The sequence below is a fragment of the Acidobacteriota bacterium genome, assembly GCA_039030395.1.
In the GTDB taxonomy this organism is placed as follows: domain Bacteria; phylum Acidobacteriota; class Thermoanaerobaculia; order Multivoradales; family JBCCEF01; genus JBCCEF01.
The window spans coordinates 421,794-438,777 of record JBCCEF010000001.1 but is presented as its reverse complement, the minus strand read 5'-3'; the positions used below and the strand labels follow the sequence as shown (position 1 = coordinate 438,777).

The window sequence follows — 16,984 nt, the reverse complement described above, 5'->3', positions numbered from 1 at the left end:
CCTCTCCACTGCGGGTCCGCCTACTCCACCCGCACCCAGCCGCCGCCGTGACGCCCCTGGGGGTCCGGGTGGGTCCAGTGGATCACACCGCCGCGGTCGTTCCACTCGTAGCGGCCACGGAAGACGAGGGAGTCGCCGACCCCCGCGTCGAGGGGCGGTTCGAGGTCGATATTGTGGCTCAAGAGAACGGTGTGGCCGGGCCGGACCTCCACGATGAAACGCTGGTGGCGGGAGCCGTCGTTATCGTCCGGCAGGTGGCGGACGATGAGGCCGGCGGCCTCCACCCACACGCCGGACTCCCGTGAGGCAAAGGCTTCGACGATCCGCGCCGCGCCGGCCCGCCGCTCCGGCACGCTCATCGATGCGGTCGGATCCGCCGGTTGCCGGGTGCCCGGCGGCGGGGCTTCGAGCGGCTCCGGGGCCGGTGCGGGAGCCGAGCGACCCTTCCAAAGCGAGCCGGCCTCCGATATCAGCCAGACAACGCCGATGATCAGCAGCAGAACGAAATAGCGCTTGCGGCCGAGTCGACGCCGCGGGTAGAGCGGTTTCACGGGGTGCTACCGCGCCGCTTCCTTCGCTTCGCCTTCCGCCGCCGGCCGTTCCTTGACGTAGGTGTCGAGCCAGCGGTGGGTTTCCCACAGCATGTGCAGGATCGACTCCCGGGCCCGGTAGCCGTGGCTCTCGTGCGGCAGCATGACCAGCCGGGCGGTGGCGCCCAGTCCTTTCAGGGCGTTGTAGAAGCGCTCACTCTGCATCGGGAAGGTGCCGGAGTTGTTGTCCGCCTCGCCGTGGATCATCAGAATCGGCTCGTTCACTTTTTCGGCGTGCATGAAGGGCGACATGGCGAAGTAGATCTCCGGCGCTTGCCACACCGTGCGCTCTTCGGCCTGGAAGCCGAAGGGTGTCAAGGTGCGGTTGTAGGCGCCGCTCCTGGCGATGCCGGCGGCGAAGAGATCCGAGTGGGCGAGCAGGTTGGCGGTCATGAAGGCGCCGTAGGAGTGGCCGCCGATGGCCATCCGGTCCGGATCGCCGACGCCGCGCCGCGCCAGCTCCTCGATCGCCGCCTCGGCACCGGCCACCAGTTGCTCGACATAGGTGTCGTTGGGCTCCTCGTCGCCCTCGCCGATGATCGGCAGGGTGGGGTCGTCGAGCACCGCGTAGCCCTGGGTGAGCCAGAGGAGCGGCGACCACCACCCGATGCGCACGAAGCGGTGGGGCGAGTCCGTCACCTGGCCGGCGGCGTCGGCGCTTTTGAACTCCTGCGGGTAGGCCCACAGCACCGCCGGCAGCGGGCCGTCGCGCTCGGCGTCATAGCCGGCCGGCAGGTAGAGGGTGCCGGTCAAGGTGACGCCGTCGGCCCGTGAGTATCGGATCTGTTCCTTGCGGATGCCCTTGAGCTGCGGCGTCGGGTGCGGGAAGCGGGTGATCTGCCGCGGCCGGGCGCGGTCACCTTCCGGATCGCGCACATAGATGTTGGGCGGTTCCTCGACGGCCTCCCGCAGGGTCAACAGCAGGCCGAGGCCGTCGCCCTCGGGCTCGCCCAGCAGATCCATCGGGCGCTCGTACCAGGGCGCCTCCGAATGGAAGATCCGTTCGGTTTCCTTCGACTCCAGGTCGAACAGGTCGAGGAACGGCCGGTCACCCTCCGGCGAAGCCCCGACGCCGATCAGCACCAGCGAGCCGCGGCGCACGGCGAGCCGTGCTCGGCCGCGCGCATCGGTTTCCATCAGCGGGTTGCCGGGATCGTTGTAGCGATCCTCCCAGGAGTAGTCGAAGAGCTTTTCCCGCTCCCGCTCCGGGTGGTCCGGGGCCACCCGCCAGGCGCGGTTGTTGCGGGTCTTCCACCACCAGGACGACACCAGGGCGAGGTCGCCGTCGTGCCACTGGATCTGCGCCAGCCGCTGACTCAGGGTCACCAGCGGTACCGGCTCGCCGTTGAAGGGCGCCGCCAGGGTGAAGATGCGATCGCGCTCTTCCGCCTCGGCTCCGGCGTCGCCGCCGTCGAGGGCCTCGGCCCAGGCGATGGTGGCGTCCGCATCGGCTCGCCACTGGAAGGCCCGCCGGCCGGTGGGGACACTGCCGAAGGCGGTGGGCACCTTTTCCTGGAGCGGCTGGTCGGCCAGGCGTTCGACCAGCTCGCCGGCGGCGTTCCAGATCTCCGTGCGGCGCGGAAAGCGGCTCGCCAGAACCAGGTAGGAGTACGGTCGATGCAGCGTTTCGACCATCAAGTAGCGCCCGTCCGGCGATGGCGCAGCGTTCCAGATCACCGCCGGCTCACCCAGCCGCGTCACTTCACCGTCGCGGCCGATGCGGGCCATCTGGGCCGTGAAGTAGTGGTCAAAGAGCGCTTCATCGTGGGGAGTTTCGAGCAGGTCCTGGTACGTGCGTGCGGGCGCTTTCTCGCCGATGTTCTCCTGAATGATCGGTCCCTCGGGGACCCTCGGCGGCAGCGGCGCGTCGCCGCGGGACTCGGCCAGCACGGGGGTCACCACCGCCGAGCTGTCTGCTAGCCAGCGGGGTTCCGCCCGCATGGTGAGGTTGAGAATCGGTCCGGTGACGGCCTGGGCCGAGGCGTCTGCCAAGGAGCCGATCCACAGCTCGACGCCGGTCTCCGCCGTGTGGGTGAAAGCGAAGTGCTCGCCGTTCGGCGACCAGGTGAAGTGCTCGATGCGCGCCGCCGCCGGCAGCCCGCTGACCTGCCGCTCGGTGCCGTCGTCGACCTTGAGGAGGGTGACGCTGGTGGCGTGCCGGCTGCGGCTCGGGGCGTTGGTACGGGGCTTGATGCGGTTGCCCGCCAGCCGCAGTTCGGGTTCCGCCAACTCCGCGATGGAGGGTTGGCTCGGCCGTTCGAGGAGCGCCAACCAGGTGCCGTCCGGATGGGTCCGGACGGCCGGCGGTAGCGGCGCGTCGAGCAGGTCGACCAGCACCTGCGGCGGTAGCTGATAGCCCTCGTCCTGGGCCAGGCCGGCGGTTGCGAATAGAAGGACAGTCAGGGTGACGAGCAGGGTGCGTCGAAACATGCGAGGAGCCTCCCGAAGTATGAGAACTGTTCGGTCGTGCTGATTGTATAGGCCGTCCTTCAGGTTTCCCCCGCCGCCTCCGGCTGCCGGCGTCCTGGAGGGGTTGGCCGGATATGATTTCAGTGTCTTTGAACGGCCGAGGACGGATGTTGATCATGGAACGGGTTTACTCGCACGCACCCTGGGAAGAGATCGTGGGCTACTGCCGCGCGGTCAAGGCCGGCCCCCACATCTACGTGACCGGCACCGCGCCGGTGGCCGAGGGCGGCGGTGTCCACGCGCCGGGCGATGCCTACGAGCAGGCTCGCCGTTCGATCGAGCTGATCGCCAGAGCCCTCCAGGGCTTCGAGGCCGATCTCTCGTCGGTGGTGCGCACCCGCATGTTCGTCACCGACATCCGCCGCTGGGAAGAGTACGGCCGGGCGCATCGGGAAGCCTTTGGAGACCATCCTCCGGCGACCACCATGGTGGAGGTGAAGGCACTGATCGATCCGGCGATGCTGATCGAGATCGAGGCCGATGCGGTGGTCGGCGGCTGAGAGATCCTACCCCGCCAAAACCATCTTGAGGTGGGGGATGCCCGCTTCCTCGAACTCCTCGCCCTGCGGTTCGAATCCATAGGAGCCGTAAAGGCCGGCCAGGTGCGATTGCGCGTGCAGCACCATTCGCCGGTGGCCGAGGCGCCGGGCGTCGGCGATCAGGTGCTCGACCATCCGGCGGCCGAGGCCGTGGCCGCGGAACTCCTTCAGCACCGCGAAGCGTTCGAGTTTGGCGGCTGCTCCGTCGGCCGTCTCCACCCGGCGCCAGCGGGCGGTTGCCGCCGGTTGGCCTTGGACTCGAGCGACGAACTGGCGGGCGAGTTCCTCGAACTCGTCGAATTCTTCCTCCGGCGGGCAGTCCTGGCCGATGACGAACACCTGGCGGCGAATCTCCAAGGCCTCTTCCAGCTCAGCGGGCGTCCGAACCTCGCGCACTTCGACCTCGGCGACCGTCGACGCTTCGGTCATTCGGTTCGCCTCAGGAGCAGGCAGTAGACGTCATCACGGCCGTTCCAGGGCGTGATCACCTCGACTTCCTCGAAGCCAAACTCCGCCGTTTCGCGAACGACGATGTCCGGCCGCACGCTGTGGGATTCGCGGTTCTCCGGCACCCCGGCAACGCTGGCACCGTCGTAGGTGCTGTAGTCCACCACCGCCAGCAAGCCGCCGGGGCGGAGCGCCCGGCGTAGGCTCAGGTTCATCGCCGTCGGGTCCACGAAGTGGTGGTATACCCGGCGGAGAAGCACCACATCGCAGCACCCGGCCGGCAGGCCGGTTTCGCGGTCCGTGCCGCGCAGCACCTCGCCGTTGCGGATTCCCGCTGCCACGAAGCGGCGCCGGATGCCGTGGAGCTGCTCGTCGTCGAGCTCCGTCGCGTACACCCGGCCGGTGGGGCCGACATGTTGCGCCAGGGCCTCGGCCCACTCACCCCAGCCGGCACCCACGTCGGCGACCACGTCGCCTTCTTTCAGGCCCAAGGCCGACACCAGAAGGTGGACCTCCGCGGCATCGGCCTGCTTGAACTCGGCGCTGCGGCAGCCGGCGAGGGGTATCAGAAGACCCAAAAGCAGGCACAGCGCCAGGCCGCCGGCGGTCCGGTGACGGAGGTGCGATCCGAAGGTGACGAGAGGTACGTTCATACTGCTCTATTGTACGGCCCGCCCTGGGGCGGCGTTCAAGGCAGGCTAGACCTGCCCGAAGGCCCGCCGGATCAGCCAATCGCCGATCAGCGTCAGCGCTTCCGGCCGGATCTCGTGCTCCATCTCGAACTCACGGTAGGTGAGGCTCACTTCGAAGCGGCGGAGGGTCTCTCGCGATTCGCGGGCGCGTTCGATATCAATCACCGCGTCGCCGATGCCGTGCACCAGCAGAGTCGGCAGCTCGCGGTGCTCCGGCCGGGGCGCCACCGCCTCGGCCAGCGGCTCCGGCAGCCAGGACGACAAGGCCGCCAGGCCGCTGAACTCCTCCGGCGAACGCAGCACCAGGTCGTAGGCCATCACCCCTCCCTGGGAGAAGCCGAGGACGGCGGTGCGCTCCGGATCCATTGGGTAACGGTCGCGCGCTTCGGTGACGAAGGTGTGCAGAGCTTGCCGGGCCTGATCGAAGACCTCCTCAGACGGCGGCTGGCCGGGGACGAGGGGAAACCAGCCGTAGCCTTCGACGCCCCCTCCGAGGGGCAGCGTGACCTGGCCCTGGGGGCAGAGAACTAGCGCTTTGCCGCCGGCCAGCCAGGGGGCCAAACCGAGGAGGTCGTGAGCGCTCGCACCCCAACCGTGGAGGGCGATAAGGGTGGGAAACGGACCGGAACCGGCGGGGATATGGGATGTATGCAAGAGATTCATGGCGGGGATGATAGCCCAGCGGGACGCGTCGATTTGACGAGCCGGGTAGACTCTGCGAATGAAGAATTCTGGTGTTTCCCCATCCTTCAACCGGTTGACCGTCGCCGCGGGCCTGGCGCTGTGGCTCGGCCTATCCGTCGCCTGTGGCGGGGTCTCCCGGGCAGCGCCTCGGGCCGATGAGTCGGAGTCCGCCTCGTCGAACCCGCCTTCCGAAGCCTCGGTCGCGCAGCAGGCCGCCGCCTTGGACGACTGCGAAGCCGTGGCCATGTCCTACGGCGAGCTGATGGAGGAGCAATCCGCCTGTTCGGCGGACGAAGATTGCCACGTTGTGGCCGGCGACTGCGCCGTGGGCCTGGGCGGTTGCTACTACGCGGTGTCCGTCGAGGTCACCGAAGCGGTGAAGCGGCCGCTGGTCGATCGGTTTCGGGACCTCGAATGCTCCGGCGGCGTCTGCCGCTGCGCCGCGCCGCCGGAATCGGCGGTCTGTGAAGCGGGGCGCTGCGTGACGCCGTAGTCGAGGGGAAGCCAAAGTCATGTCAGAGAAAACGAGCATGAAGGACAACGCCCATGCGTTTCGCGCTGCGCTGATCGGCGATCGCATGAAGGCTGAACGTTTGCTCAAGAGGTATCCGGGATTGATCGACTATCCCGTCTACGGCGATTCGGAGTCCGCCCTGCATTTCTTTGCCGTGGAGAACCAGATTGATGTCGTGAACTGGCTCCTTGCTCGCGGCGCGAACCCTCAAGGAGTTGCGGGCGACGATTCACCACTACACAACGCGGCGCAGCTCGGGCACGAGGACGTTTGTCGCGCCTTGCTGAAAGCCGGGTCCGATCCCAATCGGCCGGACGACGGGGGCGAAACCGCCTTGCACAAGGCCTCGGCGCACGGCTACGTCAGGGTGATTGAGCTTCTCCTGGCCTACGGCGCCGATCCGGCGGTTGCCGAGGCGTGCGGTCAACTTCCGGTCGACATGGCCTTACCCAGGAAGCGAGACGAGGTGCGCGCAGTCTTCGTTCGGCACGCGGACCGGGAGCCGCACACTAGCCCGACTCGCTCTTCTCCGTGAATTGAATCCCGGCCTTGTCCAGCTCCGCCAGCACCGGCTCGTAGAAGGCCGGCGTCGTCGGGATGTGAACCCCCGTCTCGGTGAGCTGCCCGGTCAACACCAGCCGCGCCGCGATCGCCGCCGGCAGGCCGACGGTGCGGGCCATGGCGGTGATGCCGCCGGGTTCGCCGTGCTCCACCATCCAGGAGGTGATGCGCTCACGACGGCCGTCTTCACGGCGGACGCCGAGCTGGTGCTGCAAGATCACCATGTCCCGGCCGCCCTCCGGCAGTTTGAACTTGCGGTAAAGGAGCGCCACCAGAGCGTCGACGGCGGTGCCGTCCACCGCCACCGGCTCGTCGGACGAAAACAGCCCCAGCCACCTTAGGCCGGCCATTTCGCCGCCGTCGGGGTCGAGTCGGAGGTAGGCGGCGGCGCGCTCCTCGACACTGCGGCCGGGCAGGCCGTCGGGCAGGAACATGTCCGTCAGCTCTCGGAAGCTCAGCTCCGCTAGTCCCGGAATCTCCAGGGCGTCGTTCGCCAGGCCGATGCGGACCACGTGGCGCCACAGGGCACAGTAGCCGGCGTGGCGCAGGGTGCCGCGGATCAAGGTGCGGGCGTCGCCCAAGCGGAAAATCTCGCGATAGGCCAGGGAGTCGCGGTTGGGGTAGGCGTCCATCGGGCCGACGCCGGGTACCTCCACGGTCCACGACTCCTCGAAGATGCGCATCCAGGGCGCCACCTGCACTCGGCCGCCGCGCAGGAACTGCGCGCCGTCGCGTGCCGCCAGCACCACGTTCCTGGGGTTCCAGGTGATGGCGTAGCCGAAGGGGTTGTCCACCGAGTCCGTCGCCGGCACGCCGCTGCCGTAGGACTCGAAGCTCTCCACCACGGCTCCTTCCCGGGCTAGGCGGTCGAGCAGTTCCATGGTGGACATGTGGTCGATGCCCGGGTCGAGGCCCATTTCGGTGAGGATCAGCACCCCGCGCTCCCGGGCCGCGGCGTCCAATTCGCGCGTTGCCGGTGCCGTATAGGAGGCGGAGATCATCGGCCGGCCGGCCGCCACGCACTGCTCGGCGATCGGCGCCTGGAAGCTCGGCGGCAGCAGATTCACCACCAGGTCCGCCGCGGTGATCTCGTCACCCCCCGCCTCGGCGTCGAAGGTGATGGCGCGACCGCGCGGATTCCCCTCCAGCCGCGCCGCCGCGGCCTCGCGGTTCAAATCGGCTACGGTCACCCGCCAGTCATGCTCCCCGGCGTGGTGGAGAAGGTCGCGAATCAGGAGCGGCGCGCTCTGCCCGGCGCCGAGGATGAGGATGTTTTTCATGGAGAGTCCGAAGGGGTGGTGATAAGGATTGCGCGAATAAGATTGTAGCTCGGAAGAAGGCGGAGTTCCTTCCGGTAGACTCCGCTCGCACTGTCAACGGAGACCCACGATGAAAAAGACCCTTCTGATCGCACTCACGGCCCTGGTGGGCCTGTCCTTCGTTTCCTTGCCGGCCGAAGCCGGCGGCATCTCGATCTACGGTTCCTACTGGGACACGGAGGACACCGGTGAGAACCTCGGCGCCGGTATTCGCTTTGGCTTCGGCTTGACGCAGGCGGTCGACATCGACCTGCGGGTGACCTATTACGAGGAGACGGCGGACGATCCCTTCGACCTGATTCTCGACGGCGAGGACCCGACCCTCGACAACGGCATCCAGGTGGTTCCCGTCGAGGCCGGCTTGCGTTTCAATCTCGGCCGGCCCTCGGGATTGCGCCCCTATTTGGGCGCTGGGGTGAGCTATTACCTGTTGGAGACGGACGTCGGCGAGCTCGACGACGAGGGCGGCTATTACGGCGTCTTCGGCTTCGAGATCGGGGACGAGTCCGGTGGCCGCTTTTTCGCCGAGGCGATGTACCGCACCGTCGAGGCGACGGTGGAATTCGACCGTGACGATTTCCCGGATGTCGAGATCGATGAGGACCAGTTCGACGTCGACCTGGGCGGCCTGGCGGTCAACGCCGGCTTCGCCTTCAGTTTCTAGGCGCCAGCCGGGTGCTGGGATTCCTTCAGCACCCGGCCAATCGCCCCTCAGGGAATGTAGTTGACCTGGAGGTTGTAGTACGAGGCGACGGGTTTGCCGTCGACTTCAGCCGGCTTGAAGCCCCATGTCGCCTTCATCGCCTCGAGGGCGTTCAGGGTGAGGGCGGGATTCGGCAGACTCTCGAGAATCTTCGGATTGGACAACGCGCCGTCCTCCTCGATCGTCACCAGGACCATCACCTGACCGGCCTGCTGATCCCACCGGGCGCCGCGTGGGAACTTGACCGGTGCCTTGCTCACCTTGGGGGGCGTGAACTCCCTCACCTCCTGCGCCTCCTCGTTGGCGCTCTCGTCGCTCTCGCCTTCGGATTCCTCCGTCGGCACGATTCGGTGCTGTGACAGCAGTTCGCTGGGGGAGCCGAACTCGGACAGGTCCACCCGCGCCAGGTTGGGCTCGAACTGCTGGGCGAGGTGCCAGGACCACAGGGCGTCCGTCTGCTGATCCTGCCCGGCCTCCGCCAGCGCCCGCAGCGTGAGCAGCAGGCCGATCATTCGGCTCGCCTCGTCGCCGCCGGTCAGTGCGTTGCAGACTTCATCGATGGTCTGCCCGAGGGTTTGGTCCGCCTTTCGGTACTTGCCGGCGCGGATGGATTCCTTGGCCCGTTCGATGGTCTGCTGCCATTGGGCGACCCTGTGATCGACCGATGGATCCGGAGCTGTGGCGAACAGCGGGGCGGTTAACAGAAAGCAAACGAGGGCACTCAACAGTTTCTTCATGCTGTTCTCCCGGACGCGGTGGCCGCGTCACTGGTTGTTGGGCCGTTCGATGTCTCGGAACGAGCCTGTTGGGTGTTGATTCGATCTCGGAAACGTCTCCGGGATGAAACATATTCCGAGACGTTTCGGCCCACAGGATGCCGTTCGACCTTCTCGCTAGTGAAGCGTCCTACTTCGCTCTACGGGAGAGCCCGTGATTTAGTCCCGCGCCAGTGGGCATCGTCCGGCGGGGGAGTCCTGAAAACCGAGGCGGAAAAAAATGGCCTCTCCCTCGCCGGCTCCAGCCGGATCGGTCCAGGCCTTTTTTACCGGCCGTGCACCCCCGCCAAGCCTCGCGCCAAGCGCTCTTCTCGGTACTGCTTCGCCTTGTCGGCGAGGCCGACCTCGACCGCGCTCGACAACTCCAGTCGCTGCCCAGCGGCGTATTCGCGCAGCTTGTGGGTGATCTCCATGGAACAGAATTTCGGCCCGCACATGGAGCAGAAGTGGGCTACCTTGGCGGTGTCCTGGGGCAGCGTTTCGTCGTGGTAGGCGCGGGCCGTTTCGGGGTCGAGGGAGAGATTGAACTGGTCCTCCCAGCGAAACTCGAAGCGTGCCTTGGACAGGGCGTCGTCGCGCTCCTGGGCGCCCGGGTGGCCTTTGGCGAGGTCCGCCGCGTGGGCGGCGATCTTGTAGGCGATGAGTCCCTGTTTGACGTCCTCCTTGTCCGGCAAGCCGAGGTGCTCCTTGGGAGTGACGTAGCAGAGCATGGCGGTGCCGAACCAGCCGATCATGGCGGCGCCTATGGCGCTGGTGATGTGGTCGTAGCCGGGGGCGATATCCGTCACCAGCGGCCCCAGGGTGTAGAAGGGCGCTTCCTGGCACACCTCCATCTGGCGGTCGACGTTCTCCTTGATCAGGTGCATAGGGACATGCCCCGGCCCCTCGATCATCACCTGCACGTTGTGGTGCCAGGCGATCTCCGTCAGCTCGCCCAGTGCGTCCAACTCGGCGAACTGGGCCTCGTCATTGGCGTCGGCGATGGAGCCGGGCCGCAGGCCGTCCCCCAGGGAGAAGGACACGTCGTACCGCGCCATCAACTCGCAGATCTCTTCGAAGCGGGTGTAGAGAAAACTCTCCCGGTGGTGCGCCAGGCACCAGCTCGCCATGATCGATCCGCCGCGGGAGACGATGCCGGTGACTCTTTTTGCGGTCAGCGGAATGTAGGGCAGCCGCACTCCGGCGTGGATGGTGAAGTAGTCCACTCCCTGGCGAGCCTGTTCTTCGAGGGTCTCCATGAAGATGTCGAAGTTCAATTCCTCCGGCCGGCCGCCGACCTTTTCGAGCGCCTGGTAGATCGGCACCGTGCCGATGGGCACCGTCGAGTGGCGCAGGTTGGCCTCGCGGGTCTCGTGGATCTGCTTGCCGGTGGAGAGATCCATCACCGTGTCGGCCCCCCACTTCATCGCCCACCGGAGTTTTTCCACCTCTTCCGGAATCGACGAGGTGGTGGCCGAGTTGCCGATGTTGGCGTTGACCTTCACGCGAAACTTGCGGCCGATGATCATCGGTTCGAGTTCCGGATGGTGGATGTTGGCGGGGATGATCGCTCGGCCGCGGGCGACCTCCGAGCGCACCAGCTCAGGGGTGCAGCGCTCGCGCTGGGCAATGTGTTCCATCTCTTCGGTGACGATGCCGTGGCGGGCGTAGTAGAGCTGCGTGGGGGTGGAATCTCCCCGTCGACCTGCGATCCAAGCTTGGCGCATGGCGAAAGAACTCCTCGGACGAGGCGGGGGAGGGCGCGAGATACCTCCCACGCCGCGGGGACTTTGGAGTCCCCGTGCAGGTGACGGCTCCGTTTCGCCTTCCCTCCGCCGGTATCAACCGGATCAGGTTCCAGTGGGTGTGATCTCAGTCCGCCCTGGTGCTCAAAGCACGCTGCCGCGGACACCCCCGCGAAACGCTGTCGAAGCCGAGGGGGAGCCTATCAAGGGTCCGTTCATTGCGTCGGCGGAGCCGGACGGGTGTGGCGGCGCCCTTCGGACATCAGCTCGGTGAAGGCTCCAGCGTCGCGCGCGCGCACCACCTCGACGATGCGCGCTACCGCCTGCGCCAGGCGCTCGACGGCGACGGTGGAGTGCGGGTTGTCCGCCTGGATCTCGAAATACACCTCCGGGCTCTCCCGCACCACTTCCGAGGCGAGGGCCTCGAAGGCCTGGAAGGTAGTGCTCTTCACCGGATGGTCGTCCTCCGGCAGGGCGAGGGCGAAGGCGATGGCGGCGGCGTGGGAGAGGGAGAGGAGGTCGCCCATCAATCGGTCATGCTCGTCCAGCGGCAAACGCACCCGATGGGCGGTGGTGGGAGCGAAGAGCGCCGACACCTGGTCCGTCGCCTCCTCGTCGCCGGTGTCGCAGATCACCACATCGGCGCCGCGCAGGAGAGTGCGCGACGGCCCGAACATCGGGTGGAGGGAGGCCACCCGGGCGCCGGCCTGCTGGAGTCGGCGGATGGGCTCGATGAGGGGGGTCTTGATCGAGGCGATGTCCACCACCAGGCCGCGCGGCGGCTCCTCGGTCCACTGGCGGTACCACTCCACGGCCACCCGCGGCGGCGCCGCACACACCACCAGATCCGCCAGCGGCAGCAGCTCCCGGCCGCGGGCGTCCTCTTCCGCATGGGCCGCCGGATCGATCGCCCAGGTGGCGAAGCCCTGGGCCTGTAGAAAGCGGCTCATCCAGCGGCCCATGCGGCCGGCGCCGCCCACCAGCACTGCGATGCGGCCGGCGCCGGTGGCGGCGGTGCGCAGATTGTCTTCTTCCTGGGCGGTGACCGAGGCTTCGATCAGCCGCAGCACGAGATCCTCTGCCACCTCGGTGGCGAGACCCTGCCGTCGAGCCTCCGAGGTGGCCCGCTCCAGGACCTTCTTCTCTTGGCGGTAGTCCACCGTCGCCCGGCCGGCGGCGCGCTTGATCGCCGCCACTTCGCCGGACAGTCGCACCCGCTCGGCGGCCAGGCGGATCAACTCGCGGTCGATCTCCGCCAGGCGCTGCCGGACCGGTGCCAGATCCGGTTCGGAGCCGGGAGTCGAAGAGGCTGTCGCGCCGGGTCCTGCGTTTTCCTGATTCATCGCTCGGCCCTCCGGGCGGAGGGATCCGCCGCAGGGCCGAAGCCTAGCAGTCCATTGAGGAATGGCGATGTTCTTCCGGCGCAGTCGCCACCGATGGAGTTCACGCGTGCATCACCGGAGAGCGAGTGGCGAGTAGGATCGGCGCCATGGCCGAGACCAAGCGCATCGGGGTTCGCAAAGTCACCGTCGCCTTCGGCGGTGCGCCGGTGCTCGACGGCGCGACCTTCCACGCCGAGGTCGGCGAGCGGATCGCCCTGGTGGGCCGGAACGGTTCGGGCAAGTCCACCTTGCTCAAGGTGTTGGCCGAGGAGCTGCCGCCGGACGAAGGCGAGGTGCTGCGGACCGCCGGGCTGCGGGTCGCCCGCCTGACCCAGGAGGTGCCGCAGGACCTGACCGGTGAGATCTACGAACTGGTGGCCTCCGGCGTGGCGGAGTTGGGCGCCCTGCTGGCGGAGTATCACCGGCTGAGCCTCGAACTGGAGGGCGGCGCCGGCGATTTACACCGCATGGAGCAGGTGCAGAATCGGCTCGAGGCGGCCGGAGGCTGGGAGATCAAGCGCCGCGTGAAAACGGTGATCACCCGCCTCAACCTACCGCACTCGGGCCGGTTCGAGACCCTCTCCGGTGGCCTCAAGCGGCGGGTGCTCCTGGCCCGCGCGCTGGTGGCGGAACCGGATGTCCTGCTCCTCGACGAGCCCACCAACCACTTCGACATTCCCGCTATCGAGTGGCTCGAAGAGGGCCTGTTGGCCTTTGCTGGAGCGCTGATTTTCGTTACCCACGACCGCGCTTTCCTGCGGCGGCTGGCGACCCGCATCGTCGAACTCGACCGCGGCCGGCTGACCGACTCACCGGGGGACTGGGGGCACTTTCTGGAGCAGCGTCGGCAGCGACTGGAGGTGGAGGCGCGCCACGCCGACAAGTTCGACAAAAAGCTGGCGCAGGAAGAAGCGTGGATTCGCCAGGGCCTCAAGGCGCGGCGCACCCGCAACGAAGGGCGGGTGCGGGCCCTCGAACGGCTGCGCGAAGAGCGTCGGGCGCGCCGCGCGACGACCGGCACGGCGCGTCTACGGGTGGAGGCCGGCGGCCGCTCCGGCAAGATCGTCTTCGAGGCGGAGGGCGTGACCTTTACCTACGGCTCCGGCGCAACCGCCGAGCCGGTGGTGCGTGATGTCTCCACCACCATCCTCTCCGGCGACAAGGTGGGGATTCTCGGCCCCAACGGCTCCGGCAAGAGCACCCTGCTGAAGCTGCTGCTGGGCGACCTCGAGCCGGCCACCGGCCGGGTGCGGCGGGGTACCCGCCTCGACGTGGCCTACTTCGACCAGCATCGCGAACAGCTCGACGACGAGGAAAGCGTGGCGGACAACGTCGCCGAGGGAAGCGACAAGGTCACCGTTGGCGGCAAGACACGGCACATCATCAGCTATCTGGCGGATTTTCTATTCACTCCGGAGCAAACTCGTGGGCCGGTCAAGGCACTCTCCGGCGGCGAGCGCAACCGGTTGCTGCTGGCGCGCCTTTTCACCCGGCCGGCCAACGTCCTGGTGCTCGACGAGCCGACCAACGACCTCGACATCGAGACGCTGGAGCTGCTCGAAGCCCTGCTGGTGGAATTTTCGGGCACCCTGTTGGTGGTGAGTCACGACCGCGCTTTCCTAGACAACGTGGTCACCAGCACTCTGGTGATGGAGGGCGACGGCCGGGTGGGGGAGTACGCCGGCGGCTACAGCGATTGGCTGCGCCAGCGGGCGCCGCAGGTGGTGGAGGCGAAACCTGCGGAAAAGACCGCCGCCCGTCCGCCGGGGCCGCCGCCCGGCGGGCGACGCAAGCTGAGCAATCGCGAGCGCGAAGACCTCGCCACGGCGCCGGCCCGCATCGAGGCGCTGGAGCAGGAACAGCGCCAGATCCACGCCGATCTGGCGAGCCCTGAGACCTACAAAGAAGGCGGCGATCGCGTTACCGCCCTCCAGAACCGCCTGGCTGAGATTGAGCCGGAGCTCGAACGCCTCTATGAGCGATGGGCCGAGCTGGAGGAGCTAGCAGGGTGATGAAGACGGCTTCGCCGATCTTTTCATCACTCCAGCTAGCTCTTTTTCCTTTCCAGGGGGCTAGGCGCCCCCTCGCCCGAAAGGCAGGTCTTTCGGGCTCACCCCATCCTCGGCAGCTTCGCCGCCGCTTCGCCCTTCGTGACTCGTTGCGAGCAGCCCAAACACGGGTGGCTAGAAGGTCAGCAATCGGTAGAGGTTGTCGACGCCCTCGGCGCCGAGGTTGTGCGCCTCTTCCGCCGGTGACCAGCTACGGTTCGAGCTGAGGAATGACCGCGGATCCTCCTCCATCAGGCCGATGAGGGTCTCCGCCACCAGACGGGCGCCCACCGGTCCGAGGCCTTCGCCTTTCTCCGCTGCGCCGGCGTTGCGCTGGCGGCCGATCCAGCGGCCTTCGATGAGGCAGTAGATCCATAGCGGGGTGGCCTTCGGAAGCCCCATGGCCTCGGCCCGCTTGCGCACCTCCTCGATGCCGTCCTCTTCCACCTCGTCGGCGCCGCCTTCGCGCAGGTGCCGCGCCACCTGCTCGCCGGAGGGCAGCAGGAAACTCTGGCCGAGGAGCAGGTTGCGGGTGGCGAGGGAGCGCAGGAAGGGCGGGGTCGTGGGCGGCATGAAGGGCAGATCGAGGAGCGAACTGGCGAGCTTTGGTTCCACCTTGCCGGCGCGCTCGAAGCTGTCGCTGCCGCTCCGATCGTCGAGCAGCGCCGCCCACTCGACCACCTCGTCTTTGCTCAGGACCGGCCGGAATCCGCCGCCGAGAACCGGACCGAAGAGGTTGTGCTGCGGCCCGTTCGTCTGCACCCGCATCTTCGGTGGCACCATGGTGTAGCCGAAGCCGTAGGCGGCGACGGAGAACTCGATGGGGATGAAGGGCAAGGCGTTGCACTGGGCCGGGCGATAAATCTTGCGGCCGTTGGACAAGATGTCGTCGACGATCCAGTCGCCACAGATCGCCGGCAGGAAATCGAACAGCACCACCCAGTGGTAGTGCCAGGTGACGATCCGCCGCGCCTCCTCGAACAGCTCCGCGCCGGAGTACTTGTCCGAGATCGCCTCCACCACCTTGTTGTGGAGGCGCAGAAAGCCGAGCTGGAGCTGTGACACCACGCGGTTTTCGTCGTTGCGCGGATCGCCGATGATCGCCGTGCCGGTGGGTGTTCGGGGCAGATCCTGGCGCGCCAGGTCGTTGGGATTGATCGGCTCGGCATAGTCCTCGCCGGTCAACAGCTTGCCGGCGCCGTTGTAGAGATGCGGCGAAGCCTTCGGGCCGTCGCCGTAGATGCCGTCGAGATCGAGAGTGGGCGTGCGCACATTCTCGATCTTGGTGGGGTCGTGGATCCCGGTCAGCGAGGAGGTGACGTCCAGTGTGATGTCGTGATCCAAGAACTGCCCGAAGAAGATCAGGCCGGCGGGCACCGTTTTGGTGAGATTGGGAGCCCCCTTGTCCTCCATCGGCCCGCCTTTGGCGCCGAGGGTGTGGAGATCCTCCGGATCAAGATAGAGCGGCGGCAGCTCCGCCAGCAGCCGCGCAAAGCGGCCCGGCACGAACTCCCGCCGATATCGGCAAAGGTGCTCCTGGTCCTCGAAGGCCATCATTCCGTGATGCTTGTCGCTCATGAATCCTCCCAGAATCGATGGATCGGCTCAAAGTTGCCCCGGCGGCGCTGGGAAATTGTGCGATGGGCCGCTGACGGTACAGACGGGCCGAAAGGATATTTTATTCATTTCATAATTATTTGCTAATTAGCATATTGCGAGACAATTCGGAAGCCGCCTCGAGGAACAAACGACGGCGAGAAGCCGTATGGGAGGTGAGCGCAATCACCGAACGCTCAAGGTTCACTCAGTTCATCGACGGAGGATTGCACCATGACCGATCACGCCATCCTCGAGCCCTTTGTCGATCCCTCCATGCCGAAGAGTTCTTCGCTAGGGGTCCGATGGAGCGCGAAAAAGAGACGCCTGCTGGAGCGCAGGAGAATGACTTGGCTCTCGGGAGTTTGGATTCTGGCCGGTGTCGAGATTCTGGTGGCTCTATGGCTGCGGGCGGTTTTGCCCTGGACGGTCGATCACTTCGGCTTGGTGGCTCTCGAACCCTTGCCGCTGGTCTCGGTGGCGAAAGTCCTGTGCCTCGTCCACTTGATGGCGATCTTCGCGCTGTGGCTCGGTTATCGCGCCCACCGTCGCCACCCCATCCCCTACCTCGCCGCCGCTCTGGTGCTGGTCGCCACCGCTGCGATGGTGGTGACCCTGGCGCCTCATTTCGCGGGGGACTCTATGGCATGGCGTGAAGTGGTGATGGACGACGGATCACCCCCTTGATTCGGTGGAATCTGTAGGAATCGGTGAGCGATCTGCTGGACCGCAGATGCCATCAACTGAGGACCTAGTGCATGGCCTATCGCTCCATTTCCAAGCCCTCTCGGTCCGCGGTGCCCTCTACCGTCTGGCCAAACACGAGCTGCTTCCTGTGAAGATCTTGCGGCAGCGGTATCTTGCAATCAAACGGCGCCTCGGTTCGTTTTGCCGAAGAGGGGATCATCCCTCGCCCAACTCGGCATTGCCAGGAGGCTGT

General features: G+C 66.9%; 16 protein-coding genes and 1 riboswitch. Of the genes, 6 read left to right on the top strand and 10 right to left on the bottom strand.

Annotated elements, in window-relative coordinates:
* Positions 1-20: 20 nt before the first annotated feature.
* Positions 21-551, bottom strand: a complete 531-nt coding sequence (locus tag AAF481_01670; GenBank protein MEM7479856.1) for a DUF3465 domain-containing protein — start codon at positions 549-551, stop codon at positions 21-23.
* 6 nt (positions 552-557) lie between these two features.
* Entirely contained in the window at positions 558-3,020 is a 2,463-nt protein-coding gene (locus tag AAF481_01665) for a prolyl oligopeptidase family serine peptidase (protein ID MEM7479855.1), read from the bottom strand.
* Between the two features lie 155 nt (positions 3,021-3,175).
* Between AAF481_01665 and AAF481_01660 the strand changes: the two genes are divergently transcribed.
* Positions 3,176-3,559, top strand: a complete 384-nt coding sequence (locus AAF481_01660) for a RidA family protein (GenBank protein MEM7479854.1) — start codon at positions 3,176-3,178, stop codon at positions 3,557-3,559.
* Between the two features lie 6 nt (positions 3,560-3,565).
* Here the strand turns inward: AAF481_01660 and AAF481_01655 are convergent, their stop codons facing one another.
* Genes AAF481_01655 through AAF481_01645 form a run of 3 tightly spaced genes read right to left on the bottom strand, consistent with a single transcriptional unit; the run spans position 3,566 to position 5,400 of the window.
* On the bottom strand, positions 3,566-4,027 hold the full coding sequence (locus AAF481_01655) for a GNAT family N-acetyltransferase (protein MEM7479853.1): 462 nt from the start codon (positions 4,025-4,027) through the stop codon (positions 3,566-3,568).
* Entirely contained in the window at positions 4,024-4,698 is a 675-nt protein-coding gene (locus tag AAF481_01650) for a class I SAM-dependent methyltransferase (GenBank protein ID MEM7479852.1), read from the bottom strand. The genes AAF481_01655 and AAF481_01650 overlap by 4 nt, the downstream gene beginning before the upstream one ends.
* A 45-nt stretch (positions 4,699-4,743) precedes the next feature.
* On the bottom strand, positions 4,744-5,400 hold the full coding sequence (locus AAF481_01645) for an alpha/beta hydrolase-fold protein (protein MEM7479851.1): 657 nt from the start codon (positions 5,398-5,400) through the stop codon (positions 4,744-4,746).
* A gap of 58 nt (positions 5,401-5,458) precedes the next feature.
* On the opposite strand from AAF481_01645, the gene AAF481_01640 reads away from it, so the two are divergent.
* Together AAF481_01640 and AAF481_01635 are read left to right on the top strand one after the other, a co-directional pair.
* Entirely contained in the window at positions 5,459-5,914 is a 456-nt protein-coding gene (locus AAF481_01640) for a hypothetical protein (protein MEM7479850.1), read from the top strand.
* A gap of 37 nt (positions 5,915-5,951) precedes the next feature.
* Positions 5,952-6,470 carry an ankyrin repeat domain-containing protein gene (locus AAF481_01635; GenBank protein ID MEM7479849.1) on the top strand — a complete coding sequence of 173 codons (519 nt, stop codon included), beginning with the start codon at positions 5,952-5,954 and terminating at the stop codon, positions 6,468-6,470.
* On the opposite strand, the gene AAF481_01630 is transcribed toward AAF481_01635, so the two are convergent.
* Positions 6,445-7,776: a saccharopine dehydrogenase C-terminal domain-containing protein gene (locus AAF481_01630; protein MEM7479848.1), complete on the bottom strand. Its 1,332-nt coding sequence runs from the start codon at positions 7,774-7,776 to the stop codon at positions 6,445-6,447. The two genes, AAF481_01635 and AAF481_01630, sit on opposite strands and share 26 nt — an antisense overlap.
* Before the next feature lie 109 nt (positions 7,777-7,885).
* Between AAF481_01630 and AAF481_01625 the strand changes: the two genes are divergently transcribed.
* Positions 7,886-8,479 (top strand): outer membrane beta-barrel protein, encoded by a 594-nt coding sequence (locus tag AAF481_01625; GenBank protein MEM7479847.1) that lies wholly within the window; start codon positions 7,886-7,888, stop codon positions 8,477-8,479.
* Positions 8,480-8,526: 47 nt separating this feature from the next.
* Here AAF481_01625 and AAF481_01620 read toward each other — a convergent pair whose 3' ends face one another.
* From AAF481_01620 to AAF481_01610, 3 genes are all read right to left on the bottom strand, one after another.
* The gene (locus AAF481_01620) at positions 8,527-9,255 is read right to left on the bottom strand and encodes an energy transducer TonB (GenBank protein ID MEM7479846.1); all 729 of its coding nucleotides are present in this window, start codon (positions 9,253-9,255) and stop codon (positions 8,527-8,529) included.
* 305 nt (positions 9,256-9,560) lie between these two features.
* Positions 9,561-11,051, bottom strand: coding sequence for a phosphomethylpyrimidine synthase ThiC (gene thiC, locus AAF481_01615; protein ID MEM7479845.1), 1,491 nt, complete (start codon positions 11,049-11,051; stop codon positions 9,561-9,563).
* A gap of 30 nt (positions 11,052-11,081) precedes the next feature.
* Positions 11,082-11,199: riboswitch (TPP riboswitch) on the bottom strand.
* A gap of 34 nt (positions 11,200-11,233) precedes the next feature.
* Positions 11,234-12,361 carry a bifunctional chorismate mutase/prephenate dehydrogenase gene (locus tag AAF481_01610; GenBank protein MEM7479844.1) on the bottom strand — a complete coding sequence of 376 codons (1,128 nt, stop codon included), beginning with the start codon at positions 12,359-12,361 and terminating at the stop codon, positions 11,234-11,236.
* 146 nt (positions 12,362-12,507) lie between these two features.
* Here AAF481_01610 and AAF481_01605 point away from each other — a divergent pair, with 146 nt between their 5' ends.
* A complete protein-coding gene (locus AAF481_01605; GenBank protein ID MEM7479843.1) occupies positions 12,508-14,412 on the top strand; it encodes an ATP-binding cassette domain-containing protein in 1,905 nt (634 codons plus the stop codon).
* 171 nt (positions 14,413-14,583) lie between these two features.
* Here AAF481_01605 and AAF481_01600 read toward each other — a convergent pair whose 3' ends face one another.
* Entirely contained in the window at positions 14,584-16,026 is a 1,443-nt protein-coding gene (locus tag AAF481_01600; GenBank protein MEM7479842.1) for a heme peroxidase family protein, read from the bottom strand.
* Between the two features lie 252 nt (positions 16,027-16,278).
* On the opposite strand from AAF481_01600, the gene AAF481_01595 reads away from it, so the two are divergent.
* Positions 16,279-16,731 (top strand): hypothetical protein, encoded by a 453-nt coding sequence (locus AAF481_01595; protein ID MEM7479841.1) that lies wholly within the window; start codon positions 16,279-16,281, stop codon positions 16,729-16,731.
* Positions 16,732-16,984 lie beyond the last annotated feature (253 nt).